At 68.5% G+C, this 25,251-nt stretch carries 26 protein-coding genes and 1 tRNA gene; 9 read left to right on the top strand and 18 right to left on the bottom strand.

Annotation, left to right across the window (positions count from 1 at the left end):
• Window positions 1–43 precede the first annotated feature (43 nt).
• The 4 genes from RSP45_RS07530 to RSP45_RS07515 all read left to right on the top strand — a co-directional run bounded on the left by RSP45_RS07530 (window position 44) and on the right by RSP45_RS07515 (window position 2,977).
• Window positions 44–952: a LysR family transcriptional regulator gene (locus RSP45_RS07530; protein WP_415393851.1), complete on the top strand. Its 909-nt coding sequence runs from the start codon at window positions 44–46 to the stop codon at window positions 950–952.
• A 57-nt stretch (window positions 953–1,009) separates the two neighbouring features.
• Complete coding sequence (locus RSP45_RS07525) at window positions 1,010–1,450, top strand: CBS domain-containing protein (RefSeq protein ID WP_415393850.1); 441 nt, start codon at window positions 1,010–1,012, stop codon at window positions 1,448–1,450.
• A gap of 85 nt (window positions 1,451–1,535) precedes the next feature.
• The gene (gene coaD, locus RSP45_RS07520) at window positions 1,536–2,051 is read left to right on the top strand and encodes a pantetheine-phosphate adenylyltransferase (protein WP_415393849.1); all 516 of its coding nucleotides are present in this window, start codon (window positions 1,536–1,538) and stop codon (window positions 2,049–2,051) included.
• The gene (locus RSP45_RS07515) at window positions 2,048–2,977 is read left to right on the top strand and encodes a DUF2189 domain-containing protein (protein ID WP_415393848.1); all 930 of its coding nucleotides are present in this window, start codon (window positions 2,048–2,050) and stop codon (window positions 2,975–2,977) included. The genes coaD and RSP45_RS07515 overlap by 4 nt, the downstream gene beginning before the upstream one ends.
• 62 nt (window positions 2,978–3,039) lie before the next feature.
• Here RSP45_RS07515 and RSP45_RS07510 read toward each other — a convergent pair whose 3' ends face one another.
• From RSP45_RS07510 to pyrC, 7 genes are all read right to left on the bottom strand, one after another.
• Window positions 3,040–3,537: a bactofilin family protein gene (locus RSP45_RS07510; RefSeq protein ID WP_415393847.1), complete on the bottom strand. Its 498-nt coding sequence runs from the start codon at window positions 3,535–3,537 to the stop codon at window positions 3,040–3,042.
• Entirely contained in the window at window positions 3,527–4,699 is a 1,173-nt protein-coding gene (locus RSP45_RS07505) for a DUF5930 domain-containing protein (RefSeq protein WP_415393846.1), read from the bottom strand. The genes RSP45_RS07510 and RSP45_RS07505 overlap by 11 nt, the downstream gene beginning before the upstream one ends.
• Before the next feature lie 249 nt (window positions 4,700–4,948).
• The gene (locus tag RSP45_RS07500; protein WP_303728788.1) at window positions 4,949–6,346 is read right to left on the bottom strand and encodes a helix-turn-helix domain-containing protein; all 1,398 of its coding nucleotides are present in this window, start codon (window positions 6,344–6,346) and stop codon (window positions 4,949–4,951) included.
• Between the two features lie 214 nt (window positions 6,347–6,560).
• Window positions 6,561–6,917 (bottom strand): DMT family protein, encoded by a 357-nt coding sequence (locus RSP45_RS07495; protein WP_415393845.1) that lies wholly within the window; start codon window positions 6,915–6,917, stop codon window positions 6,561–6,563.
• Window positions 6,908–8,401 carry a replicative DNA helicase gene (locus RSP45_RS07490; protein WP_073061031.1) on the bottom strand — a complete coding sequence of 498 codons (1,494 nt, stop codon included), beginning with the start codon at window positions 8,399–8,401 and terminating at the stop codon, window positions 6,908–6,910. Before RSP45_RS07490 ends, RSP45_RS07495 begins: the two co-directional genes overlap by 10 nt.
• A 262-nt stretch (window positions 8,402–8,663) precedes the next feature.
• Window positions 8,664–9,332, bottom strand: coding sequence for an orotate phosphoribosyltransferase (locus RSP45_RS07485; RefSeq protein WP_303728785.1), 669 nt, complete (start codon window positions 9,330–9,332; stop codon window positions 8,664–8,666).
• Window positions 9,329–10,372, bottom strand: coding sequence for a dihydroorotase (gene pyrC, locus RSP45_RS07480; protein ID WP_415393844.1), 1,044 nt, complete (start codon window positions 10,370–10,372; stop codon window positions 9,329–9,331). The genes RSP45_RS07485 and pyrC overlap by 4 nt, the downstream gene beginning before the upstream one ends.
• Window positions 10,373–10,533: 161 nt before the next feature.
• Here pyrC and RSP45_RS07475 point away from each other — a divergent pair, with 161 nt between their 5' ends.
• Window positions 10,534–10,842 (top strand): antibiotic ABC transporter, encoded by a 309-nt coding sequence (locus RSP45_RS07475; protein ID WP_303728783.1) that lies wholly within the window; start codon window positions 10,534–10,536, stop codon window positions 10,840–10,842.
• A 65-nt stretch (window positions 10,843–10,907) separates the two neighbouring features.
• Here RSP45_RS07475 and gap read toward each other — a convergent pair whose 3' ends face one another.
• The 6 genes from gap to RSP45_RS07445 form a co-directional block, all read right to left on the bottom strand.
• Complete coding sequence (gap, locus tag RSP45_RS07470; protein WP_415393843.1) at window positions 10,908–11,909, bottom strand: type I glyceraldehyde-3-phosphate dehydrogenase; 1,002 nt, start codon at window positions 11,907–11,909, stop codon at window positions 10,908–10,910.
• Window positions 11,910–12,523: 614 nt separating this feature from the next.
• Window positions 12,524–12,667: a hypothetical protein gene (locus RSP45_RS07465; RefSeq protein WP_303728781.1), complete on the bottom strand. Its 144-nt coding sequence runs from the start codon at window positions 12,665–12,667 to the stop codon at window positions 12,524–12,526.
• A 457-nt stretch (window positions 12,668–13,124) separates the two neighbouring features.
• Entirely contained in the window at window positions 13,125–14,177 is a 1,053-nt protein-coding gene (locus RSP45_RS07460) for a FliG C-terminal domain-containing protein (RefSeq protein WP_415393842.1), read from the bottom strand.
• Window positions 14,178–14,244: 67 nt separating this feature from the next.
• Entirely contained in the window at window positions 14,245–15,552 is a 1,308-nt protein-coding gene (purB, locus tag RSP45_RS07455; protein ID WP_415393841.1) for an adenylosuccinate lyase, read from the bottom strand.
• A gap of 150 nt (window positions 15,553–15,702) precedes the next feature.
• A complete protein-coding gene (gene glnA / locus RSP45_RS07450) occupies window positions 15,703–17,112 on the bottom strand; it encodes a type I glutamate--ammonia ligase (RefSeq protein ID WP_415393840.1) in 1,410 nt (469 codons plus the stop codon).
• A 45-nt stretch (window positions 17,113–17,157) separates the two neighbouring features.
• A complete protein-coding gene (locus tag RSP45_RS07445) occupies window positions 17,158–17,496 on the bottom strand; it encodes a P-II family nitrogen regulator (RefSeq protein ID WP_073061003.1) in 339 nt (112 codons plus the stop codon).
• A gap of 120 nt (window positions 17,497–17,616) precedes the next feature.
• Here RSP45_RS07445 and RSP45_RS07440 point away from each other — a divergent pair, with 120 nt between their 5' ends.
• The 3 genes from RSP45_RS07440 to tig all read left to right on the top strand — a co-directional run bounded on the left by RSP45_RS07440 (window position 17,617) and on the right by tig (window position 20,795).
• Window positions 17,617–19,209 carry an NAD(P)H-hydrate dehydratase gene (locus RSP45_RS07440; RefSeq protein ID WP_415393839.1) on the top strand — a complete coding sequence of 531 codons (1,593 nt, stop codon included), beginning with the start codon at window positions 17,617–17,619 and terminating at the stop codon, window positions 19,207–19,209.
• 144 nt (window positions 19,210–19,353) lie between these two features.
• Window positions 19,354–19,438 (top strand) — tRNA-Leu (locus RSP45_RS07435).
• 22 nt (window positions 19,439–19,460) lie between these two features.
• Window positions 19,461–20,795, top strand: a complete 1,335-nt coding sequence (gene tig, locus RSP45_RS07430; protein ID WP_415393838.1) for a trigger factor — start codon at window positions 19,461–19,463, stop codon at window positions 20,793–20,795.
• A 49-nt stretch (window positions 20,796–20,844) separates the two neighbouring features.
• On the opposite strand, the gene RSP45_RS07425 is transcribed toward tig, so the two are convergent.
• The 5 genes from RSP45_RS07425 to rpsF all read right to left on the bottom strand — a co-directional run bounded on the left by RSP45_RS07425 (window position 20,845) and on the right by rpsF (window position 24,201).
• On the bottom strand, window positions 20,845–21,903 hold the full coding sequence (locus RSP45_RS07425; protein WP_415393837.1) for a YihY/virulence factor BrkB family protein: 1,059 nt from the start codon (window positions 21,901–21,903) through the stop codon (window positions 20,845–20,847).
• Between the two features lie 16 nt (window positions 21,904–21,919).
• Window positions 21,920–22,723 carry a hypothetical protein gene (locus RSP45_RS07420; protein WP_415393836.1) on the bottom strand — a complete coding sequence of 268 codons (804 nt, stop codon included), beginning with the start codon at window positions 22,721–22,723 and terminating at the stop codon, window positions 21,920–21,922.
• 165 nt (window positions 22,724–22,888) lie between these two features.
• Window positions 22,889–23,479: a 50S ribosomal protein L9 gene (gene rplI, locus RSP45_RS07415; protein WP_073060985.1), complete on the bottom strand. Its 591-nt coding sequence runs from the start codon at window positions 23,477–23,479 to the stop codon at window positions 22,889–22,891.
• Window positions 23,480–23,490: 11 nt separating this feature from the next.
• Entirely contained in the window at window positions 23,491–23,718 is a 228-nt protein-coding gene (rpsR, locus tag RSP45_RS07410) for a 30S ribosomal protein S18 (RefSeq protein WP_073060981.1), read from the bottom strand.
• 15 nt (window positions 23,719–23,733) lie between these two features.
• Window positions 23,734–24,201, bottom strand: coding sequence for a 30S ribosomal protein S6 (gene rpsF / locus RSP45_RS07405; RefSeq protein WP_415394019.1), 468 nt, complete (start codon window positions 24,199–24,201; stop codon window positions 23,734–23,736).
• A 230-nt stretch (window positions 24,202–24,431) separates the two neighbouring features.
• Between rpsF and RSP45_RS07400 the strand changes: the two genes are divergently transcribed.
• Entirely contained in the window at window positions 24,432–25,070 is a 639-nt protein-coding gene (locus RSP45_RS07400; protein WP_415393835.1) for a YceI family protein, read from the top strand.
• Window positions 25,071–25,251: the final 181 nt, after the last annotated feature.

Genomic DNA, 25,251 nt, shown 5'->3' with positions numbered 1-25,251 from the left:
GATCCGGCCAAACGGTTTTGCATTTTTGCAAGAGGTGGCGCGGATGGACTGGGACGATTTGCGCATCTTCCTGGCCGTCGCGCGCGAGGAATCTTTGTCGCGGGCCGGGCGGCGGCTGGGGATGGATGCCTCGACCATGGGGCGGCGGGTGGCGCGGCTGGAAACCGCGCTGGGCCGGGCGCTGTTCGCCAAGACCCCCCAGGGCTATGCGCTGACCCCCGAGGGCACCGCCCTGATCCCCCACGCCGAGGCCGCCGAGGCTGCCGCCCATGCCGCCGGCGAGGCGCTGACCCGCGCCGGGCTGACCGGGCAGCTGCGCATCGGTGCCCCCGACGGCTGCGCCAATTATCTGCTGCCGCAGCTGGCCGCGCGGATGATGCGCGACCACCCGGGGCTGGAAATCCAGATCGTGGCACTGCCGCGCGTCTTCAACCTGTCCCGGCGCGAGGCCGACATGGCCATCGCCGTCAGCCGCCCCCGCACCGGCCGCGCCACCGTGCAGAAGATCGCCGATTATCACCTGCACCTGGCCGGGCATCAGGACTATCTGTGCCGCCACCCGCCGATTCGCAGCCGCGCCGACCTGCGCGGGCACAGCATGATCGGCTATATCCCCGACATGATCTTTGACCGCGAGCTCGACTATCTGGCCGAGACCGGCGCCGACCATGCGGCGCTGACCTCGAACTCGGTCAGCGTGCAGCTGCAGGCGATCCGGGCGGGGGCGGGGCTGGGTATCGTCCATGATTTCGCCATCCCCTTTGCGCCGGGGGTGCGGAGGGTGCTGGCGGACGACATTTCGCTGCGCCGGTCGTTCTGGCTGCTGCGGCCGGGGGACGACCTGCGCTCGGGCCGGCTGGCGCGGCTGGCCGAAGAGGTTGCCGCCGGGCTGCGGCGCGAGGTTGCGCGGCTGGAAGCGCAGGTGCAGGCGCAAGATGATGCGCACCCTTGACGAAACGACGCGCCGCAGCAACGCTGGATGGTGAAACGACCGCAAAAGGGGTGCGCCATGATCGTGAAGCAGATCCTTGCCATGAAAGCCGGGCCGGACGAGATCGTGATGATCGCGCCCGACACCCCCGTGGCCGAGGCGACCCGGCTGCTGTCCGAGCGCCGGATCGGGGCGGTGCTGGTCTCGTCGGACGGCAAGACCCCCGACGGGATCCTGTCGGAACGCGACATCGTGCGCGAACTGGGCCGCGACGGCGGCGTGGTGCTGAACCGCAAGGCCAGCGAGTTGATGACCCGCAATGTCAGCACCTGCGTCTGCGGCGACGATGCGCTGACCGTGCTGGAACGGATGACCAAGGGCCGGTTCCGGCACGTGCCGGTGGTCGACGACCACGGCAAGATGCTGGGGGTGATCTCGATCGGCGACGTGGTGTTCGCGCGGCTCAAGGAGCTGGCGGCGGAACAAGAGGCGCTGACCGGGATGATCATGGGTAACTGATTGCAGATTGCTGCGCCGCGGCGCTTGCAAAATGCGGTTGCTTACGATTTTGCAGGATGACGCAACCGTGAAACGGAGCAATCCCATGCGCATCGGCCTTTATCCCGGCACCTTCGACCCGATCACGCTTGGCCATGTCGATATCATCCAGCGGGCGACGACGCTGGTGGACCGGCTGGTGATCGGGGTGGCGATCAACCGCGACAAGGGGCCGCTGTTCACGCTGGAACAGCGCGTCGCCATGGTCGAGGCCGAATGCGCCGAGATCACCCGCGCCTGCGAGGTCGAGATCGTCGTCCATCCGTTCGAGAACCTGCTGATCGACTGCGCCCGCGACGTGGGCGCAAGGGTGATCGTGCGCGGCCTGCGGGCGGTGACGGATTTCGAGTACGAGTTCCAGATGGTCGGCATGAACCGGGCCCTGGATGCCAGCGTGGAAACCGTGTTCCTGATGGCCGACGCGCGGCGGCAGGCGATCGCCTCCAAGCTGGTCAAGGAAATCGCCCGGCTGGGCGGCGACGTGTCCAAGTTCGTGACCCCCCCGGTCCGCGCCGCGCTTGAGGGCAAGTTCCTCAACGGCAATGGAGTGAAACCCGGATGAGCGATCTCCCGGACCCGCGGCCGATTCCCGACCCCACGCGCCCGCCGCTGCCCGACCCGGCACCGGACCCCGCGCCGGGCATCCCCGACCGGCCCTATCGCCCCGCCGCGGTCCGGCAGGACATCACCCCCGACCCGATCCCCGACCCGGCGCTGATCGGGCTTGACGCCATCACCGATTCGCTGCGGGCCGGCTGGCGGGATTTCCGCACCGCCCCGGCCTTTGGGCTGTTCTTTTCCCTGTTTTATGTGCTGGGCGGGCTGGTGCTGGCCGCGGTGGCGCTGGCCATGGGGCAGGAATGGTGGCTGATCCCCTTTGTCGTCGGCTTTCCGCTGATCGCCCCCTTTGCCGCCGTCGGTCTTTACGAGGTCAGCCGCCGCATCGAATCGGGGCTGCCGCTGGACTGGCCCGGGGTGCTGGGCGTGGTCTTTGCGCAGAAGGACCGGCAGGTGCCCTCGATGGCGATGGTGATCCTGCTGATGTTCATGTTCTGGGTCTTCGTCGCCCACACCATCTTTGCCATGTTCATGGGGGTGCAGTCGCTGACCAACATCACCAGCTCGCCCGAGCTGCTGTTGCAGGGGCGGGGGCTGGTGATGCTGGCGGTCGGCACCGCCATCGGCGCCGGTTTCGCGGCGGCGCTGTTTGCGATGACCGCTGCCGGCCTGCCGCTGCTGCTCGACCGCGAGGTGGATTTCATCTCGGCGATCATCGCCAGCATCGGGGCGGTGACCGCCAACCCGCTGGTGGCCGCCCTGTGGGCGCTGGTGATCGCGGCGATCCTGTTCGCGGGAATCCTGCCGCTGTTCCTGGGGCTGTTCGTGGCGCTGCCGGTGCTGGGCCATGCCAGCTGGCACATGTACCGCCACCTGCTGCCCGACGAGGACGAGGCCGAGGCCACCGCCGACCCCGGCTGGCTGAACTGACTGGCTGAACTGAAAACGGGCGCCACCAAGGCGCCCGTCCGTAACTGCCGCGGTCGCCCGGATCAGGCGTCCACGTCGACCTTGGATGCGGCCGGGGGGGCCAGCTTCGGGGTCACGCCATTGCCCAGCGGATCTTCCTGGCGCTGGACCGAGCCCTCGAAATGCGCACCCGATTCGATGGCGATGGTCTTGTGGACGATGTCGCCCTCGACCCGCGCGGTGGCCGACAGGCGCACCTTGAGCCCGCGGACCCGGCCGACCACGCGGCCGTTGACGATGATCTCGTCGGCGACGATCTCGCCGCGGATGGTGGCGCTGTCGCCCACGGTCAGCTGATGGGCGCGGATGTCGCCCTCGACCGTGCCCTCGATCTGCACATCGCCCTGGGTGGTGATGTTGCCGGTGACGGTCAGGTCGCTGGACAGGACCGACGGGCCCGAGCGGGTGCGCGCCGGCTGCGGCGCGTAATCTGCGGGCGTGTCGATGACGGGGCGGCCCAGCTCTGCCTCGGGGGTCTGGGCGCGGGGTCCGGGTTCAGTGACGCGAGTCTTAGAAAACATTCTGTGCGGCCTTGATAAAGCTCATGGGGTTCACGGCCTTCCCGTCCACACGCACTTCGTAGTGCAGATGCGGACCGGTCGATCGGCCGGTATTGCCAATATCACCGATAAGCGTGTTGCGCGAGACTCTCTGGCCCTGTTTCACGCGGATTTTCGAAAGATGCGCGTAACGGGTCTCGGTGCCCAGCTCGTGCTTGATCTTGATGAGGTTGCCGTAGCCGCGCTGCCAGCCGGCGAACACCACCACCCCGTCGCCGGTGGCAAAGACCGGGGTGCCGACCGGCGCGGCCATGTCGATGCCCTGATGCTGCCGCCCCCAGCGGGCGCCGTAATGCGAGCTGAAGCGGAAGGCCGATTTCACCGGCATCGCCAGCGGCAGCTTGCTGACTGCGATGCGGTAGTTGTCGAACTTGCCCAGCGAGACCATGACCTCTTGCGCGCGGGCCTCGTTCTCGGTGATCGCGGCGTTGCCGCGGGTCGAATAGCCCATGGGGGTCAGCGGCCCGCCGGTGCCGCCGTAGCCCTTGCGGACCGTGGCCAGCAGCCGGTCGCTGTCGACGCCGACCTTCTTGATCATGTCGTCCAGCGGCTTGACCGACTGTTCGACCGCGGCCTCGAGCTGGGCAAAGATTTCCTCGTTGCGGCGCAGGATCTCGTCACGCTCCAGCTCCAGCGCCTCGGCAGTGCGGACGGCTTCGGTCGCGCGCTGGTCGGCCTCGGCGCTACGGGCGGCGATGGTTTCCAGCTCGCCCGACAGGATGTCCAGCGCCACCGACAGATCCTCGTCCGAACCGGGGGCTTGGGTGTCTGCCGCGGCCAGCCGGCGGTCGGCGTCCGCGTTGCGGGCCAGCGCATCATGCAGCGAGGCCTGGATCGCGCCGATGCCGCTTTCCAGTTCGCGGCGCTTTTCCTCTGAGGTAAGCAGCTGCGTCTGCATCGCGGAAAGCTGGTCCAGCGCGGCGGTAAACCGGCTTTGCGCCGAGGCGGCCTCGGCCGCCCGGGCGTCGCGCTGGGCGATCAGCTCGGCCAGCTGCTGCTGGGTGGCGGTGGTCGCCGCGGCCTGCGGCCCGGCGCCCGAAACCCCCAGCGCATCCAGCGCCAGGATCGAGGTCGCGACCATCGCCCAGCCCGTCACCACCACCATGCCGAACCGGCGCAACAAGGGGCGGAAGCCTGCCTGACCTGCGGTTGCGGCGGTGCTTGGCTGATCTGGTCCGGTCATGCAGGGCGATCCAATCTCGTTATCCAAGGGCAGCGCCCCGCAGCTGGCGTTTTCGTAGAGGAAACCGTGACAACGATGCAACGGTCGAAATTTTCGTGAAGGGGCATAGGCGGAAATGCGCCAAAACCGCTCGCCGGATGGAACCGAATCGCGCGGAAACCCGCCGCTGCGGAAAAACCGTCTTGCGGCTCAGGCGATGGCGTAGGGCAGGGGGCCCGCGCGGTCGGCGGGAATCGTCACCTCGCGGTCGATCGGCGGCACCGAGCGCTGGTGGCAATCCTGCCGCGGACAGATGCGGCAGCTGACCCCGATCTGCTCGTATCCGGCGGGGTTCGACACATCCATGTCGTCGGCATAGGTCAGCGCGCGGGCGTGGGTGATCTCGCAGCCCAGGCAGATGGCAAAGCGGCGCACCGGCGCGCGGAACGAGCCGCCGGGCTTGGCCACCTCGCGCGACAGGCACAGATAGCGCACCCCGTCCGGGGTCTGCGCCAACTGCCGCAGGAACTGGCCCGGGGTTTCAAAGGCGCGATGCACGTTCCACAGCGGGCAGGCGCCGCCGAAGCGGGCGAATTGCAGCCTTGTGGCGGAGTGGCGCTTGGTGATGGTGCCGGCCTGGTCGACGCGCACGAAAAAGAACGGGATGCCGCGGTCGCCCGAGCGTTGCAGCGTCGACAGCCGATGCGCCACCTGTTCCAGCGAGGCGCCGAACAGATGCGCCAGCCGTTCCAGGTCGTGGCGCTCGGCCCGGGCGGCGGCCAGAAAGGCGCGATAGGGCAGCAGCGCGGCGCCGGCGAAGTAATTGGCCAGCCCCAGCCGTGCGATGTCGCGGGCGGCCTCGCTGCGGAACCGCGCCAGGTCCAGCGTCGCCTCCAGCAGGTCAGCGCGGGTCTCGCGCGCCACCAGGTTGAACAGCTGGAACACCTGCGTCGAGCGGTCGGTCAGCGTGTTCAGCGTCACCACATTGCCGTCGCGCAGGAATACCGAGCCCGGCGGCAGCTCGGCCGACTGCACGGTGATGCCGCGGGTGGCCAGCGCCGCCAGCGCCCGCGCCATCGGCTCGGCGCGCTTGCCCTCGGGGCAGGCGAAACGCTCGGCCGCGCGGTCCACGGCGTCGATGTAGTTGTCGCAGTAGTGGAAGAAATCGCGCACCTCTTCCCAGGGCGAGCAGGCGGCGTTCTGGCCGGTGGCGCCGAAGGCCTCGTCCAGCGCCGCCAGTCGGTCCTGCCCGGCACGATGGGCGCGGTAAAGATCCAGGAACGAGCGTACCAGCCCCGGCGTGTTCGAGGCCGCCAGCCGCAGATCGGCCAGCGAGGGCGTGCCGTCGAACAGCGGATCGGCCAGCGCCTCGGCCAGGTCCACCACCATGCGGTCGGCGTCCCCCGCCGCCATCGCGCCCACGTCCACCGCGAACTCGGACGCCAGCTTCAGCAGCACCCCGGCCGAAACCGGGCGGTGGTTGTTCTCCATCTGGCTGAGATAGGGCAGCGACACCCCCAGCCGGTCGGCGAACACCCGCTGGGTCAGCCCGTGGCGGTTGCGGGTCTCGCGCAGCGAGGCGCCGGCGTAGATCTTGTGGCTGGCCATCGGTTCCTCCTCCGGTTCGCTTGCAAACCCTGCATAGGCTTTGCAAACCCGGGTTTGGCAAGCCCAGCAGGCGCAGGGCAGCCATGCGCTTGCTGCATTGCAGCAATGCGGGCGGGGGGAAGCGATTGCCGGGAAAGCCCGGCGCAATGGTCCGTGGGAACCACGCACCCAACCGGGCGCGGGCGAGGTAGGGTGCGTGCTCCGCACGCACCGTTCACCCCCAGTCGTGGAACACGAACCAAGCGCCGGCGCAGATCAGGACAAAGCCGACGCCATGCTGCCAGCCCAGTTTCTCGCCCAGATACAGCCACGAGAATCCGGCAAAGACGGTCAGGCTGATGACCTCCTGAATGGTCTTCAGTTGTGCGGCGGAAAAATGCCCATGGCCGATGCGGTTTGCAGGAACCTGCAAAACATACTCGAAGAACGCGATGCCCCAGCTGATCAGAATGACGCTCAGCAAGGGCGCGGTCTTGAACTTCAGATGCCCGTACCAGGCCAGGGTCATGAACAGGTTCGACGCCAGCAGCAGCCCGATGGTCACCGCAGGGACGGGAAGGTTCAGCCCCATTGCTGGACGTGGTGCCGTTCAAGGTTGCCAAAGCGGGTGAAGCGGCCCTCGAAGCTCAGCTCGACGGTGCCGATGGGGCCGTGGCGCTGCTTGCCGATGATGACCTCGGCCTTGCCGTGCACCTGCTCCATCAGCTGCTGCCAAGTGGCCATCTTGTCCAGGTCGTGGTCCGAGGGCTTTTCGCGCTCGCGGTAATATTCCTCGCGGAACACGAACATCACGATATCGGCGTCCTGTTCGATACTGCCCGATTCGCGCAGGTCGGACAGCTGCGGGCGCTTGTCCTCGCGGCTTTCCACCTGCCGCGACAGCTGGCTGAGCGCGATGACGGGGATGTTCAGCTCCTTGGCGACGGCCTTGAGCCCCTGGGTGATCTCGCTGACCTCGTTGACGCGGCTGTCCTTGGCGGTAGCGGCGCGCAGCAGCTGCAGATAGTCGACGATCAGCAGGTCCAGCCCCACGGTGCGCTTGAGCTTGCGGGCCCGCGCGGCCAGCTGGTTGATCGGCAGCGCCGGGGTGTCGTCGATGTAAAGCGGGCAGTTCTGCAGCGCGTTCGCGGCCTCGACAAAGCGGCGGAACTCGTCCTCGGTCAGCTCGCCGCGGCGGATCATCTCGCTGGGGACCTCGGCGGCCTCGGACAGGATCCGTGCGGCCAGCTGGTCGGCGGACATTTCCAGCGAAAAGAACCCGACGATGCCGCCCTCGACCGTGCCGCGGCTGCCGTCGGGCAGCTCGCCCATCTTGTGCGCCTTGGCGACGTTGAAGGCGATGTTGGTCGCCAGCGAGGTCTTGCCCATCGAGGGGCGTCCGGCCAGAATCAGCAGGTCCGACTTGTTCAGCCCGCCCAGCTTGTGGTCCAGGTCCGACAGGCCGGTGGAAATCCCCGACAGCTTGCCGCCGCGCTGATAGGCGGCGTTGGCGTTGTCGACCGCCCCGGTCACCGCCTGCAGGAAGGACTGGAAGCCGCGCTCGGCCACGCCCTGCTCGGCCAGCTTGTACAGCGTCTGCTCGGCGGTCTTGATCTGCTCTTCGGCGTCGTCCTCCACGGTCATCGTGGCGGCGCGGGCGGCGATCTCGTGGCCCAGCCCGATCAGCTCGCGCCGCAGGGCGAACTCGCGGATCATCCTTGCGTAATCGCGCGCCGCAAAGGCCGACACCGCCGCCCCCGCCAGCCGCGCCAGATAGGCGGGCCCGCCCAGATCGCGCAGCCCGGCGTCATGTTCCATGAACGCCTTGATCGTCACCGGGCTGGCCAGCGCGTTGCGCACGATGCGCTCGGCGCACAGCTCGAAGATGCGGCGGTGCACCGGGTCGTAGAAATGGTCCGGCTTGATCAGCCGCGAGATCGAATCATAGACGTCGTTGTTGGTCAGCAGCGCGCCCAGCAGCTGCTGCTCGGCCTCGATGGAAAACGGCACGGCGGGCGTATCGGAATCCTCGGCCGACGCCATGCGGCGTGGTTCGAGCGCGCGAAGCTCGGTCATCTCATGTCCCCGATTCGAATGAGCCCATCTTATCCCACGACTGCGCGCGGCGGTCTACGGCTGCACAACCCTGTGGATAAGCTGTGGGCAGGCTGTGGAGGGCCCGCGCCCCTTCGGGCGGTTTCAAGTATCCTCGGGGCTGGCGAACGCCCGGAAAACGGTCCGGTGGACCGTTTTCAGTGAGCCAGGGGCAGAGCCCGCGGCCAAGGGCCGCGCGGGGGCAGACAGCCCCCGTCCGACCGCGCCCTCGCAGCGGCCGGTCCTACGGATGCGCCGCCTGCCAGCCGCGGGGATCGTGCAGGAACGCCTCGACCTCGGCGATGGTGGCTGCGTCGAACGAGCCCTGCGCCTTGGCCTCGGCCAGCACGTCCCACCAGGTGCACAGGTGATGCAGCGCGACGCCGTGATCGGCCAGCCGCTGCGTGGTTTCCGGGAAGATTCCGTAGTAGAAGATCACCGCCGTGTGGGCGCAGCTTGCTCCGGTCTCGCGGATCGCATCGACGAAGGACAGTTTCGAGCCGCCGTCGGTGGTCAGGTCCTCGACCAGCAGCACCCGCTGCCCCTCGCGCATCTCGCCCTCGATCCGGGCGTTGCGGCCGTAGCCCTTGGGTTTCTTGCGCACATAACTCATCGGCAGGCCCAGCCGCTCAGCCACCATGGCGGCAAAGGGGATGCCCGCGGTCTCGCCCCCGGCGATGTTGTCGAACGCCTCGAACCCGGCATTGCGGCAGACGGTCGCGGCCATGAAATCCATCAGCGTGCCGCGGATGCGCGGGTGCGAGATCAGCTTGCGGCAGTCGATATAGGTCGGCCCCTTCAGCCCCGAGGCATAGGTGAAGGGTTCGGCCGAGAAATGCACCGCCTTGATTTCCAGCAGCATCCGCGCGGACAGCCGCGCCATCTCCTCGGCGGTGGGAAAGCTCAGGCTCATGCGTCGTCCTCGATATGCCAGTGGACCGGAAAGCCGGGGTCGAAGACGGTGACGGTCTCGCCGCCGGCGGTGATGCGCTCGGGCCAGCGCGCCGGTTGGTCGCGGCGGACCAGGCTGATGTGGTCCGGGTTCGGGTCCAGCCCGTAGAACGCGGCGCCGTGCAGGCTGGTGAACCCCTCCAGCCGGTCCAGCGCGCCCGCCTGCTCGAACACATGCGCGCAGATCTGCAGCCAGTTCGGGGCGGTGAAGCAGCCGGCGCAGCCGCAGGCGCTTTCCTTGGCGCGGTCGGGGTGCGGCGCGCTGTCGGTGCCGGTGAAGAAGCGCGGATCGCCCGAGGTCGCGGCCTCGACCAGCGCCAGCCGGTGGTTTTCGCGCTTGGCGACCGGCAGGCAGTAGTAATGCGGGCGGATGCCGCCGACGAGGATATGGTTGCGGTTGATCACCAGATGATGGGTGGTGATCGTGGCGCCGATGTCGTCGCCCGCGCGCACATAGGCCACGCCGTCGGCGGTGGTGACGTGTTCCATCACCACCCGCAGCCCGGGGGTGGTGCGGCGGACCGGGTCCAGCACGCGGTCGATGAACACGGCCTCGCGGTCGAAGATGTCGACCTCTGGGTCGGTCACCTCGCCATGCACGCACAGCGGAATCCCGGCCCCGGCCATCGCCTCGAGCACCGGGCGCACGCGGTCGAAATCGCGCACCCCGCTGGCCGAGTTGGTGGTGGCGCCGGCCGGATACAGCTTGACCGCGGCGATGATTCCCTGCGCGTGGGCGGCCAGCACGTCGGCCGGATCGGTGGCCTCGGTTAGATACAGCGTCATCAAGGGACGCAACGTCACATTTTCCGGCAGCGCCGCCAGGATGCGGTCGCGATAGGCTGCGGCCTCGGCCCCGGTCACCACCGGTGGCACCAGGTTCGGCATGATGATCGCGCGGCCCAGCCCGGCGGACCACGGTGCCACCGCGGCCAGCATTTCCCGGTCGCGAAGATGCAGATGCCAGTCGTCGGGGCGGCGGATGCGCAGCTTTGTGTTCATGGCCCCGGGTCTATACCGAAGCGCGCGGCGTTATCCAGTGGGGACGCGATGCCGGAACCGCCCTCAGCAGCGGGGTGGCCGGAAATATATCTGGCATTTTTCCGCCGCCGGGCGCAGCAATACCGGCAGTGATCGCAGAGTCTGCGAAAAGGAATGAGAAGATGAACGGCTTTCAGTTTCCACCTGCCCTGCCGCTGCGGCTGATGGGCGATCTGTGTCGCATGGGAATCGAGGCGCAGTTCGTGATCACCATGCGCACCGCGGGGCTGCTGGGAATGGTGCCGCATCGGCCCAGCGAGAATCTGCGGATGGTGACGGAAAAAAGCGACGCCTATCGCGAATCCCTGTCGGCGGCGTTCCGCTCGGCGGCCAAGGGGCGGCGGGCGGACCAGATCCTCAGCGCGGCGCTGCGGCCCTATGGGCAGCGCACCAGGGCCAACGCGCGCCGGCTGTCCTCGTCGGGCAAGTGAAACCCTGCGCGTGAAACGAAAAGGCCCGGCAAAAGCCGGGCCTTTCGTCATTCCGGGGGTGCCGCTCAGATCAGCTTGCCCATCGCCACCGCGGTGTCCGACATGCGGTTCGAGAAGCCCCATTCGTTGTCGTACCAGGTCAGGATGCGGACCAGCCGGCCTTCCATCACCTTGGTCTGGTCCATGTGGAAGACCGAGGAATGCGGGTCGTGGTTGAAGTCGATCGAGACCAGCGGCTGGTCGGTATAGCCGAGGATGCCCTTGAGCGGGCCGTCGGCCGCGGCGCGGATCGCGTTGTTGATTTCCTCGACCGAGGTGTCGCGCGCGGCCTCAAACGTCAGGTCCACGACCGAGACGTTCGGCGTCGGCACCCGGATCGCCACCCCGTCCAGCTTGCCCTTGAGTTCGGGCAGCACCAGCCCCACCGCCTTGGCGGCGCCGGTCGAGGTCGGGATCATCGACAGCGCCGCGGCGCGGGCGCGGTACAGGTCCTTGTGCATCGTGTCCAGCGTCGGCTGGTCGCCGGTATAGCTGTGGATGGTGGTCATGAAGCCGCGGGTGATCCCCACGGTGTCGTTCAGCACCTTGGCGACCGGCGACAGGCAGTTCGTGGTGCAGGACGCGTTCGAGACGATGACATCCTCGGCGGTCAGCGTGTCGTGGTTGACGCCATAGACGATGGTCTTGTCGGAATTGTCGCCGGGGGCCGAGATCAGCACCCGCTTGGCGCCGTTCTGCAGATGCGCCTGCGCCTTGTCGCGGCTGGTGAAGATGCCGGTGCATTCCATCACCACGTCGACATGGCCCCAGGGCAGGTCGGCCGGGTTGCGTTCGGCCGAGACCTTGATCGGGCCGCGGCCCACGTCGATGGTGTCGCCCGCAACCTTGACCTCGGCCGGGAAGCGCCCATGCACCGAATCGTAGCGCAGCAGATGCGCGTTGGTTTCCACCGGGCCAAGATCGTTGATCGCCACGACCTCGATGTCGGTCCGGCCTGATTCGATGATCGCCCGGAGAACGTTGCGCCCGATCCGGCCAAAGCCGTTGATAGCTACCTTGACAGCCATGTTAGTCCTCTCCAACCGCAGGTCTCCGCGCGCAAGGCAATGCCCAATATGGCGGGGGATTGCAATCAGCCGCGCGAAATGCCGCCGAAAGGGGGCCTCTCTGCGCGCCGACACGGCCCGGTTGGCGGGTCCGGTGGACTGACGGGTCCTTCTGCTGGGGGCGGTGGGGCCGGGTGGAGAGTCGGTCGCATGGTTGCCGCAGCAGGGGCGCAGCGGGCAGCTGTGTCGGGTGGCGGGACGTCGGTCCATGCGCCGGGGCGGTGCGGGACCGGGTGAGGATTCGGTTGCGTGGTTGCCGCAGCAGGGCGCAGCAGCGGGCAGCTGTGTTGGGTGGCGGGTCGTTGGTCCATGGGCCGGGGGCTTGATCGGCACCGGCTCGTCGATGATCGCGGCGACGCGGGGGGGGGGCGAACTTGGCTTTGAACAGCTTGTCCAGCGCGGCCAGCGCGTCGTCCCGGCTGACGCCGTGCAGTTCGTGGGAGAACGGCGCGATCCGGTCGGGAGAGCTGTGAGCTTCCAGAAAAGCCGGTGGTCGCCCCGGTCGGCGGTGCGATCTCCGGCGCAAGCTGGGCAGAGCGGTTGCGGCAGCGCGGCAAGGCCCGCGATGCTGCGGCTCAGCGCCAGAAGCTGACCCATTCGATGAAGACCAGCATCTGCCGGCCCAGGAACAGCGGCAGGTTCCAGTGCAGCACCAGCGCGTCCAGCGCGAACAGCCCCAGGATCATCAGCGCCAGCACGGCCGCGATCATGTTGGTCATTAGGGACGGCCCCGGTTCCTGAAAACATGCCTGAAATGCGGTCCGGAATAGTCGCCCGCCGCCGCGGCTGGCAAGTGGTCCGCCGCCGTGGCTGGCAAGTGATCCCACCGCTGCGGTGGAGGTGCCGCCCGCCGCTGCGGCTGGCAAGTGATCCCACCGCCGTGGCTGGCCAATACCGCCTGCCGCTGAGGCTGCCCCGCATGGCCGCGCCCTTCTCGGGCAGGGGGGGAGGCCGCCAGATGATCCCACCCTTTGTGCTGACCCCTTGTCAGCAAAACCCGGGCCTGCCAGCTCGGACTCGGGCGGCCGAGGGGTCCCGTGCCCGGCACTGCGAGACACAGCAGCCATCTTCACGCCAACGACGGCCCTCCACACCCCAACCGGCGGCCATCTTCAGGCCAACGGCGACCATTCTCAGCCCGAACCCCAGCCCTTCACACGCCAAACGGCGCCATCCTCACCCTTCGGACCCGGCACCCGGCGGCGTGGTCGCATCTTCCTCCTCCTCGGCCTCGGTCAGCAGCACCAGCTCGCCCGCCTGCTCCATCTCACGGATCGCGGCGACCACGGTGGTCATGGCCGCCTCGGCATCGCGGGCCGAGACCTTGCCCACCGCCTCGATCTCCTCGCGCATCGAATCGGCTAGGCGAGAGCCGAGCCCGCCCAGCAGGAACTCGACCGTGGGCGCATCGTCGCCGGTGGCCCCGGCCATGGCCTTGGCGATGGTGGCGGCGTCGACCTCGCGCATGACGCGGGGAATGTCGCGGGGGTCGAGCCGGCGCGGGATATTCGCCCAGGTAAAGATGGTCCGGCGCACCTGCACCGCAAAGGCGGCGTCGTCCTGGTCGAGCCCGGCCAGCACCGTGTCGCGGGTCTGCGCGGGCGCCAGGTTCAGCAGTGCGCCCAGCTTTTCCACCGGCTGCGCGTCGATCGCCGGCTTCGGCAGCGATTCCACCGCGCGCATCAGCGCCAGCCCGATTCGCCGCAGCGCCGGCGCCTCGATCCCCGCGGTCAGCGACATCGCATAGGCAATCCGCCGCGCCAGCCCGGCGTCGAGCAGTCCGAACACCTGCGTCGCCCTTGCCACCGGCAGGCGCGAGAACATCACCGCCGCGACCTCGACCGCCTCGGTCCGGGCCAGCTCGGCCAGTTGCGCGGGGGGCAGGGCGGCGATCCGGTCCCAAGGGTCGGCGGCGCCGTTCAGCGCCGCCAGCTTCTGCAGCCGCAGGGTGGTGTCGGGCGACAGATGCGCGCCCAGGAAATCCAGCGTCCCATCGATCGAGCCGGGAAAGGTCACCCCCACCGCCTCGATCATGTCGCAGAACTCGGTCAGGATCTGGTCGCAGGTCTCGCGGTCCACCAGCTCCATCACCGACATTTCCTGCGCCAGCAGCGCCTGCAACTCGGCCGGCAGCTGCGAGAGGTCCAGCCCCTCGCCGTCGGCCAGCACCACCCGGACCACCACCGCCGCCTTTTGCCGGGGCGTCAGCCCCGGCGTCGCCCTGATCATGCCCGCCCCCGTCGAATCACCGTCAGGGCAATCTGGCACGCGGACCCTTAAGCTTCGGTGAACGGGCTCAGGCCTCGCCGAACACCCGGCGGAAGATCGTGTCGACGTGCTTGGTGTGATAGCCGAGGTCGAACTTCTCCTCGATCTCGGAGGGCGACAGCGCCGCGGTCACTTCCGGGTCGGCCAGCAGTTCCTCGCGGAAATCGGCGCCCTGTTCCCAGACCTTCATGGCGTTGCGCTGCACCAGCCGATAGGCGTCCTCACGCGACACCCCGGCCTGGGTCAGCGCCAGCAGCACCCGCTGGCTCATCACCAGCCCGCGGAACTTGTTCATGTTGGCCAGCATGTTGTCGGGATAGATCACCAGCTTCTCGATCACCCCGGCCAGCCGGTTCAGGGCAAAGTCCAGCGTGATCGTCGCATCCGGCCCGATGGCGCGCTCGACCGAGGAATGGCTGATGTCGCGTTCGTGCCACAGCGCCACGTTTTCCATCGCCGGCACCACCGCCATGCGCACCAGCCGCGCCAGCCCGGTCAGGTTCTCGGTCAGCACCGGGTTGCGCTTGTGCGGCATGGCCGAGCTGCCCTTCTGGCCGGGGCTGAAATATTCCTCGGCCTCGAGCACCTCGGTGCGCTGCATGTGGCGGATCTCGATGGCGATGTTTTCCATGCTCGAGGCGATCACCCCCAGCGTGGCAAAGAACATCGCGTGGCGGTCGCGCGGGATCACCTGCGTGCTGATCGGTTCCGGGCGCAGCCCCATCATCTTGCAGACATGGTCCTCGACCGCCGGGTCGATGTTGGCAAACGTGCCGACCGCGCCGGAAATCGCGCCGGTCGCGACTTCCTCGCGGGCGCGCTCCAGCCGCTCGCGGCCCCGGGCCATCTCGGCGTAGAAGCGGGCGAAGGTCAGGCCCATGGTGGTGGGTTCGGCGTGGATGCCGTGGCTGCGGCCGATGCGCACCGTATCCTTGTGCTCGAATGCACGGGTCTTCAGCGCCGCCAGCACCCGGTCCATGTCGGCCAGCAGGATGTCGGCGGCGCGCACCAGCTGCACGTTCAGCGTGGTGTCCAGCACGTCCGAGCTGGTCATCCCCTGGTGGACGAAGCGCGCCTGCTCACTGCCCACATGCTCGGCCAGATGGGTCAGAAAGGCGATCACGTCGTGCTTGGTCACCGCCTCGATCTCGTCGATGCGGGCGACGTCGAAGGTGACATCCTTCGCTTTCCACACCGCCTCTGCGTTCTCGCGCGGGATCACGCCCAGATCGGCCTGCGCGTCGCAGGCATGGGCCTCGATCTCGTACCAGATGCGGAACTTGGTGTCCGGCGACCAAATGGCCACCATCTCGGGGCGGGAATAGCGCGGGATCATGGCCTTCACCTTCTCGAAAACTGTCGCCGCCCGCTTACCCCCTTGGCGGCCTCAGAGGCAACCGGGGGCAGGGGCTTCGGGCGGTCTCAAATATCCTCCCGGGGTCCGAGGGTGGAAAACTCCCGGTCCGGCGCTGCCGCCGAAACAGCGTCAGCAGCTGTAATACATCGCGTATTCGATCGGATGCGGGGTCTGCTCGAAGGCCTCGACCTCGCCGCGCTTCAGCCGGATATAGGCGCCCAGCTGGTCGCGGGTGAACACGTCGCCGGCCAGCAGGAAATCCATGTCCTTTTCCAGCTCGTCCAGCGCCTCGCGCAGGCTGCCGCAGACCGTGGGGATGCCGGCCAGCTCTTCCGGCGGCAGGTCGTACAGGTCCTTGTCCGAGGCCGGGCCCGGGTCGATCTTGTTGCGGATCCCGTCCAGCCCCGCCATCAGCAGCGCCGCAAAGGCCAGATAGGGGTTGGCCGAGGGATCGGGGAACCGCGCCTCGACCCGCTTGGCCTTGGGGCTTTCGGTCCACGGAATCCGCACCGCGCCCGAGCGGTTGCGCGCCGAATAGGCCCGCAGCACCGGCGCCTCGAACCCCGGGATCAGCCGCTTGTAGCTGTTGGTCGAGGGGTTGGTCAGCGCGTTCAGCGCCTTGGCGTGGCGCAGGATGCCGCCGATGAACCACAGCGCCTCTTGCGACAGGTCCGCATATTTGTCGCCGGAAAACAGCGGCTTGCCATCCCTCCAGATCGACATGTTCACATGCATCCCCGAGCCGTTGTCGCCCTTCATCGGCTTGGGCATGAAGGTCGCGGTCTTGCCATAGGCATGGGCGACGTTGTGGATGACGTATTTCTGCTTTTGCAGGTTGTCCGCCTGTTCCACCAGCCCGCCGAAGACGGTGCCCAGCTCGTGCTGGCAGGTGGCGACCTCGTGGTGGTGCTTGTCCACCTTGATGCCGATGCGCTTGAGCGTGGACAGCATCTCGCTGCGGATATCCTGGCCGTCGTCGATCGGGTTCACCGGCACATAGCCGCCCTTGAGCGGCGCGCGATGCGCCTGGTTGCCCATCTCGTATTCCGTGTCGGTGTTCCAGGCGGCCGACACCGCGTCGATCTGGTAGCCGACCTTCTGCGGGGTGACCGAAAACCGCACGTCGTCAAAGATGAAGAACTCGGCCTCGGGGCCGAACCAGGCCACGTCGCCGATGCCGCTGGCCTTCAGATAGGCCTCGGCCTTGACGGCGGTGCCGCGGGGGTCGCGGGAATAGGGCTCTCCGGTGTCGGGCTCGGCCACGGTGCAATGCAGGCACAGGGTCTTTTCGGCGTAGAACGGGTCCAGATAGGCGGTGGCCGGGTCGGGCATCAGCTTCATGTCGGACTGGTCGACCGATTTCCATCCGGCGACCGAGCTGCCGTCGAACATCAGCCCGTCCTCAAAGAAATCCTCGTTGACCACATCCACGTCCAGCGTGACGTGATGCAGCCGGCCGCGGGGGTCGGTGAAGCGGACATCGACATAGGCCACTTCTTCGGAAGCCAGAAGTTCCAGCACTTCGGCGACGGTTTTCATGTGTGTCGTCTCCTTTGCCGCGGGTTCGCGGCGGGTTCGGTTGGCTTACAGCGCGTCGTCGCCGGTCTCGCCGGTGCGGATGCGGATCGCCTGTTCGACGGGCGAGACGAAGATCTTGCCGTCGCCGATCTTGTCGGTGCGGGCGGCGCCGATGATCGCCTCGACCGCCGCATCCACCATGTCGTCGGGCAGCACCATCTCCAGCTTCACCTTGGGCAGGAAGTCCACGACATATTCGGCGCCGCGATACAGTTCGGTGTGGCCCTTCTGGCGGCCGAACCCCTTGACCTCGATCACCGACAACCCCTGGACCCCGGCGTCCTGCAGCGCCTCCTTCACGTCGTCCAGCTTGAAGGGCTTGATGATCGCCTCGATCTTTTTCATCCGGCGGCTCCATGGTTGCGGTTGCATCAGGGCCGTGGTGGCTGGTTTGATGGCCGGGGTAAATGCGGAGGTGCCCGAATGGTCCCCCTGCGGCGCAATCCGGCGGAAAGGTGCCCGTAGATGCGGCAATCTGCACAGAAAACAGGCAGCCTGCGTATGGGCTGGGCCGAGGTGCTGACCACCGCCCGGATGCGCGCGATCGAGGCCGCCGCCATGGCCAGTGGCGCCGTCAGCGGCGCCGAGCTGATGGAGCGTGCGGGCGCTGCCGTTGCCGGGGCGATCCGGCTGCGCTGGCCGCGCCCGGGGCGGGCGCTGGTGCTGTGCGGTCCGGGCAACAACGGCGGCGACGGCTATGTGGTGGCGCGGCATCTGGCGCAGGCGGGCTGGCGGCTGCGGGTGCTGGGGATGGACAATACCCCCGGCCCGGATGCGGCGCTGATGAAGCAGCGCTGGGCCGCGACCGGCGCCATCGCCCCCCTGACGCTGGATCAGCTGCGCGCCGAGCCCTCCGATCTCTGCGTGGATGCGATCTTCGGCACCGGCCTGACCCGCGCGCCCGAGGGCGAGATCGCCGCCATCCTTGCCCATCTGGGGCAGGACGGGGCGGCCGAGCTGGTGGCGGTGGACTGCCCCAGCGGGCTCTGCCTCGACAGCGGCGTATTCCTGGGCCGGCCGCGGGAAGCGGCCACGGATGAGCTGCGTGCCCGGCTGACCGTCGCCTTCGACAGCCCCAAGCCCGGGCATCTGCTGGAGCGCGGCCCCGACTGCTGCGGTAAGCTGGTCATCGCCGACATCGGGCTGCGCCGCTGGCGCGAGGCTGCCGCCGCCCCGATGATCGCCGTCGCCCCCGGCTTCGATATCCCCGACAGCCGCCGCGCGCCGGACGACACCGCCGCGCTGGACAAGGCGCGCGCCGGCGGGGGCCACAAGTTCACCCATGGCCACGCGCTGGTGCTGGCGGGCGGCTTCGGCCACGGCGGCGCTGCCCGGCTGGCGGCGCGGGCGGCGCTGCGGGCGGGGGCGGGGCTGGTGACGCTGGGCCCGCCCCGCGCGGCGCTGATCGAGCACTCCGGCCCGCCCGACGCGCTGATGCGGCGCGGGGTGGACGATGCCGATGCGCTGGCGGCGCTGCTGGCGGATGCGCGCATCTCCGCCGTCGTGCTGGGACCGGGCTGCGGTGTCGAGCGCGCGGCCATGCTGCTCGACCCGCTGCTGGCGGCGGAACGCCCCTGCGTGCTCGATGCCGACGCGGTGACCGCGCTGGCGGCGCGCGGCCCGGGTGGGCTGCATCCGGCCTGCGTCCTGACCCCGCATCAGGGTGAGTTCGCGCGGGTCTTCCCCGACCTCGCCGCGAAACTCGCCGAAACCTCGCCCCACGGCCCGCTCTATTCCCGCATCGACGCCGCGCGCGAGGCTGCCGCCCGCTCGGGCGCCACCCTGCTGCTGAAAGGCCCCGACACGGTGATCGCCGCCCCCGACGGGCAGCTGCGCATCCATTCGGCCTTCGACGTGCCCTGGCTGGCTACGGCGGGGGCGGGCGACGTGCTGTCGGGGATCATTGCCGGGCTGCTCGCCCGCGGCCTTGCGCCGCTCGACGCCGCAGCGACCGGCGCCTTCCTCCACGCCGCCGCCGCCCGCCGCTTCGGCCCCGGGCTGATCGCCGACGACCTGCCCGATATGCTGCCCGCGGTCCTGCGCGATCTGGGCGCCTGACTTCTTCTGTCCGCAAATATCCCGGGGTCCGGGGCAGCGCCCCGGTCCGGCGCCCGACGCAAGAATCTCCTCGCGTGCGGCGGCGGGCTTTGCTAAGACGCCCCGGATTTCCGGCGGACCCCTCGGCCCGTCCGGGCAGGAATTGCGGGTGTGGCGGAACTGGCAGACGCACCAGATTTAGGTTCTGGCGCCGCAAGGCGTGGGGGTTCAAGTCCCTCCACCCGCACCAGGATGGAAACGAAGGAACGGATATGCAGGTCACGGAAACCCTGAACCAAGGTCTCAAGCGCGGCTACCGCTTCACCCTGCCGGCGGCCGAGCTTGCCGCCGAGGTGGACCGCCAGCTGGCCGAGGCCCAGCCCCAGATCGAGATGAAGGGGTTCCGCAAGGGCAAGGTGCCGATGGCGCTGCTGAAAAAGACCTATGGCCAGCGGGTCATGGGCGACGCGATGCAGAAATCCATCGACGACGCGATCAATGCCCATATGGCCGAGGGCAACGTCCGCCCCGCCACCCAGCCCAAGGTCGAGATGGAAAACGGCCAGGACTGGAAAGAGGGTGACGACGTGGTCGTCAACGTCTCCTACGAGCTGCTGCCCGAGATCCCCGAGACCGACCTGTCCGGCGTCGAGCTGGAGCGCCTGACCGTCGAGCCCGAGGAATCCGCCGTCACCGAGGCGCTGGAGAACCTGGCCAAGAACGCGCAGGACTTCGAGGACCGCGCCGAGGGCGAGGCCGCGCAGTCGGGCGACCAGGTCACCATCGACTTCAAGGGCATGGTCGACGGCGAGGCGTTCGAGGGCGGCACCGCCGAGGGCTATCCGCTGGTGCTGGGCTCGGGCTCGTTCATCCCCGGCTTCGAAGAGCAGCTGATCGGCGCCAAGGCCGGCGACGAGATCAACGTCAACGTCACCTTCCCCGAGGATTACGGCGCGCCCCATCTCAAGGGCAAGGACGCGGTGTTTGAAACCAAGGTCCACGCCGTCAAGTCGCCGAAAGCCGCTGAAATCGACGACGAGCTGGCCAAGCGCTTCGGCGCCGAAAGCCTCGAGGCGCTGAAGACCCAGATCTCGGACCGCCTCGGCGCCGAATACAAGGGCGCCGCGCGGGCGCTGGTCAAGCGCGCGCTGCTCGACCGCCTGGACGAGCTGGTCAGCTTCGAACTGCCGGAATCGCTGGTCGAGGCCGAGGCCGCGCAGATCGCCCACCAGCTGTGGCACGAGGAACACCCCGAAGAGCACGGCCACAACCACGGCGCCATCGAGCCGACCGAGGAACACAAGAAACTGGCCGAGCGCCGGGTGCGTCTGGGCCTGCTGCTGGCCGATGTCGGACAAAAGGCCGAGATCACCGTCAGCGACCAGGAAATGACCCAGGCGGTGCTGAACCAGGCCCGCAACTTCCCCGGCCAGGAACGCGCCTTCTTCGAGTTCATCCAGCAGAACGAGGCCGCTCGCCAGCAGTTGCGCGCCCCGATCTTCGAGGATAAGGTGGTGGACCACATCGTCGCCGGCGCCAAGGTGACCGAACGCGCCGTCACCAAGGAAGAGCTGGAAAAGGCCCTGGAATCGCTGGACGAGATCTGAGTCTCGCCCACGCCGGATCGGAAAGGGCCGCCCCCGGGGGGCGGCCCTTTCACGTCTTGCGCAGGTCCTCGTCGCCCTTGGGCGGCACTCCGTTCTCGATCTTGATCTGGCGCTCGACCTCGGAGTTCAGCTCTGCCCCGACCAGCACCACGATCGCCGCGATCCACAGCCACATCATGGTGACCACCGCCGCCCCCAGCGAGCCGTAAGTCTCGTTGTAATTGGCAAAGTTCGACACGTAGAAGGAAAACAGCGCCGAGGCTACCAGCAGCCCGGCGGTGGCCAGCAGCGCCCCGGGCGAGATCCACTGCCAGACCGCATCCTCCTTGCTGGGGCCGAAACGGTACAGCACCGCCAGTCCAAAGATCAGCAGCCCCACCAGCAGCGGCCAGCGCAGCAGCCCCATGACGGTTTCGCCCCAGCCGCCGGCCAACACCGTGTTCAGCAGGATCGGCAGCACCGCCACCATCGCCAGCATGACGACGATGCTGAGGATCGCGCCCAGGGTCATCGCCATCGACACCAGGTTCAGCCGGATGAAGCCGCGCTTTTCGGTTTCGAACCAGGCGATGTTCATTGCCTCGATCAGCGCCTTCATCCCGCCGTTCGCGGTCCACAGCGCCACCAGGATCGCCACGGTCCCCGCGATCGACAGCGAAGTGCTCGAGGCCGAGGCGATGGCGGTGACCTGTCCCTCGATCAGCTCGATGGCGCTTTCCGGCAGCACCCGGTCCAGCATCTCGAGGTTGCCGGCGATGGTCGAGGGGTCGGCCAGCAGCCCGTAGATCGAGACCAGCGCCGTGATCGCCGGGAACAGCGCCAGCAACCCGAAGAACGTGACCCCGCCCGCGACCGAGGTCACCCGGTCGCTGCCGAACTCGTGGATCAGCCGCTTGCCGATGGCCAGCCAGCTTTCGCGGCTCAGCTCCCAGGGGGTTTGCGGGGCGCCCGGGATGCGGGGCGGCGGCGCGCGGTTCGCTGCGGCGGTCTTGGCGGCGGTTTCTGGGGCGGTGTCCGCGTCTGGCAGCGGCGGCAGCCCTTTCCGGCTGCGCCAGTCCGCCGGCAGCGGTCCCATGAAGGCGCCGATGATGTCGTCGCGGGCACTCATTACGGCCGGGCCCTTGTCACAGACGGTGAACGCGGGGATCGTCCTGCGCGTCGTCGTCCCCGCGGTCCGGGGTGCGGCGAAAGGGCGCGCCCGGAGCGGGCTTCCGGGCATCGCCGCCGGCGTGGCCGCGGTCGAAAAAGCTGCGCAGCTGGTCGGCTGCGCCTCCGAACTCGCGCATCAGGCCGTCGGCCTGCCCGGCGACCGAACGGAACCCCGCCACCGCTGCCCCCACGGCGCCGACCACATCGTCGATGGTGCGGGTCACCCGGCGGGCATTGCTTTCGATCTCGTCCAGCAGCCCCTGACGCGGCGGTGCCGGGCGGCGGGGCCGGGCCTTGCCGGGCGCCTCCGAGGCGGCCCGGGCCTGTTCGCGCAGGCGATTGCGGGCCGCGGCATCCTCGCGCATCCGGGTGCGGGCGCGAGTGCGCATCTCCTCGCGCTCGGGGTCGGGCATGATGGCAAAGCGGGGGGCGTGGCCAGAGCTGCCGCCGCGGGCGGCGCTGTAGACCTGCTGGCGGGCCCGCTCGGCTGCGCGTTCGGCGGCGCGGTCGGCCTCGCGGTCCAGCGCCTCGTTGCCCGACACCAGATCCGCCACCTTGCGCACTGCCAGCACCCCGGCCGCGGTCGCCGCCGCCGCTGCCAGCGCCGTGCCGCCATAGACCAGCACCTTGGCGGTCATCGAGGGGCGCGGCCAGATTCGGTCGCCCTTGGGCGAGACATCGCCATGCGGCGGGATCCGGCGCGAGTCCATCCGCGCGGCGCCGGGGCCGGGATCGGCGGGAATATGGGTGTTCTGCGGCAGATGATCGTTGTCGGCCATGGGGAAATCCTTGCTGGGGCCACGGTTGCGGCCGGTCCTTGCCCCTTCAACCCGCGGCTGCCCGGGATCGTTCCCACCCGCAAGCCGCCCCGCGCATGGCCCGCGCGACAAAAGAAAACCGCGCCGGAATCCGGCGCGGTCGCATTGGTGGGGCATGGGCGGCGCTTACTCTCCGCGCGGGCCTTCGTCGTCCTCGCGGCCGGCCGAACCGATGTCGTCGAACAGCTCGGCGATCTCGAACTCGGCGGCGGCGTCTTCCTCGGCCGCCAGCTCCTGGATCGATTTGCCCGAGGCCTGCAGCTCGGCCTCTTCGGGCGAGCGGGCGACGTTCAGCGTCACCTTGACCTCGACCTCGGGGTGCAGGTGGATGGTCACCTCGTGCAGCCCCAGATCCTTGATCGGCGCGGCCAGCACCACGGCGCGGCGCTCGACGGCAAAGCCCTCGGCCCCGGCGGCATCGGCCACGTCGCGCGGCGTCACCGAGCCATACAGCGCCCCGGCGTCCGAGGCCGAGCGGATGATGACGAAGCTCTTGCCGTCCAGCGTCTCGGCGATCTTCTGCGCCTCGGCGCGGGATTCGTCGTTGCGGCTGGCCAGTTCGGCCTTGCGGGCCTCAAAGGCGGCGATGTTGGCGTCCGAGGCACGCAGCGCCTTGCCCTGCGGCAGCAGGTAGTTGCGAGCGAAACCCTCCTTGACCTTCACCACCTCGCCCATCTGGCCCAGCTTGGCCACGCGTTCCAGCAGAATGACTTGCATGGGTCAGGTCCTCACTTCACGGCGTAAGGCAGCAGCGCAAGGAAGCGCGCGCGCTTGATCGCCTGCGCCAGCTTGCGCTGGTTCTTGGCCGAGACCGCAGTGATGCGCGACGGCACGATCTTGCCGCGTTCGCTGATGTAGCGCTGCAGCAGGCGGGTGTCCTTGTAGTCGATCGCCGGGGCGTTGTCGCCCCCGAACGGATCGACCTTCCGGCGGCGGAAAAACGGTTTGGTCGCCATGGTGTCGTTCCTTTCTTAGCGGTCGCTGCGGGGGGCGCGGTCACGGTCGCCGCGATCACCGCGGTCGCCACGGTCACCACGATCCTCGCCGCGCGATTCCCGACGGTCGCCGCGATCACCACGGTCGCCACGGTCACCGCGATCGCCGCGGTCGCGGTCGTCGCGGCGCTGCATCTGCACCGAGGGGCCGTCCTTGTGCTCGTCCACGCGGATGGTCAGCACGCGCATCACGTCGTCATGCAGACGGGCCAGGCGCTCCATCTCCTGCACGGCGGCCGAGGGCGCGTCCGAGCGCAGGAAGGCGTAATGCCCCTTGCGGTTCTTGTTGATCTTGTAGGCGAGCGTGCGCACGCCCCAGTATTCGCTGTCCTTGACGGTGCCGCCGTTGTCGGCCAGCACGGTCGAGAAATGTTCGATCAGCCCTTCGGCCTGCGCATTCGACAGGTCCTGGCGGGCGATCAGCACATGCTCGTAAAGCGGCATGGCATCCCTTTCGTCTCGGGCGGGCTTCATAGGCGGGTCAGCCTTTCCGCGCCCCGCCACGAGAGGCTTCGCCGGTTTCGCAAAAACTGCGGAAAGGAATGGGGCCTTATAAGGTCTGGGCCGCGTGGCGCAAGGTGATTCGGGCGCAGGCGCGGGAACGCCGGGGCCGCGCGCAGTGTTGTCGCCCTGCCGGCCCCTTTTACCCGCAGGGCCATGAGAGGGAGATGGATATGAGACCACGGCTTTTCGTCCTGGCCCTGGCCGCGCTGCTGGCAGGACCGGGGCTTGCCCAGGATACCGCCGCGCCCGCGGATGGTGCGGCGGCCCCCGATGCCGCGGCCCAGCCGGGCGATATCGGCGGCACCTATCAGTTCGACCCCGAGCACAGCCAGATCGTGTTTTCCTATGAACACATGGGGTTCTCGACCAGCCACGGCTTCGTCAACGGGCTTGAGGGCAGCATCACCCTGGACGCCGAAACTCCCGCGAACTCGACCGTCGAGGCGCGTTTCCCGATGAGCGCGATACGCACCATCGCCCCGGCGCTGGACAAGGATATCTACGGCGAGGGGCTGGTCACTGCCGCTACCCCCGACAGCGTCGTGACCTTCCGCTCGACCCGCGTCGAGGTCCGGGACGAGGACGAGGCCGATGTCTTCGGCGAGCTGACGCTGAACGGAGTGACGCGCGAGGTGAAGCTGGAGGTCGAGCTGAACAAGGCCGGCGTGAACCCGATGAGCAACCTGCCCGCGGTCGGCTTCGACATCGAGGGCAGCATCCTGCGCAGCGACTTCAACATGGGCGGCTTTGCCCCGGCGGTCTCTGACGAACTGAAGATCAATATTGCGGTCGAGGCGCGGAAGGGCTGAGCTTGCCGACCGGCGGTTGTGCCCGGTTGTGTGGCGGCGATGATTTTTGATGCTGATGCGGATGCTGCCGGTCACCCAAATCAGCCGGTCTTCTGATCCTCGCCGCCATGCGTTCCGCAACGGCCATCGGGGCCGCCTGACGGCAGCCCCCGGGGTGCGTTCTCGCACCACCTCCCTGCAA

Origin of the sequence: Paracoccus sp. SJTW-4 (genome assembly GCF_047716885.1) — a bacterium.
In the GTDB taxonomy this organism is placed as follows: domain Bacteria; phylum Pseudomonadota; class Alphaproteobacteria; order Rhodobacterales; family Rhodobacteraceae; genus Paracoccus; species Paracoccus solventivorans.
This window is presented reverse-complemented; position numbering and strand designations above follow the sequence as displayed.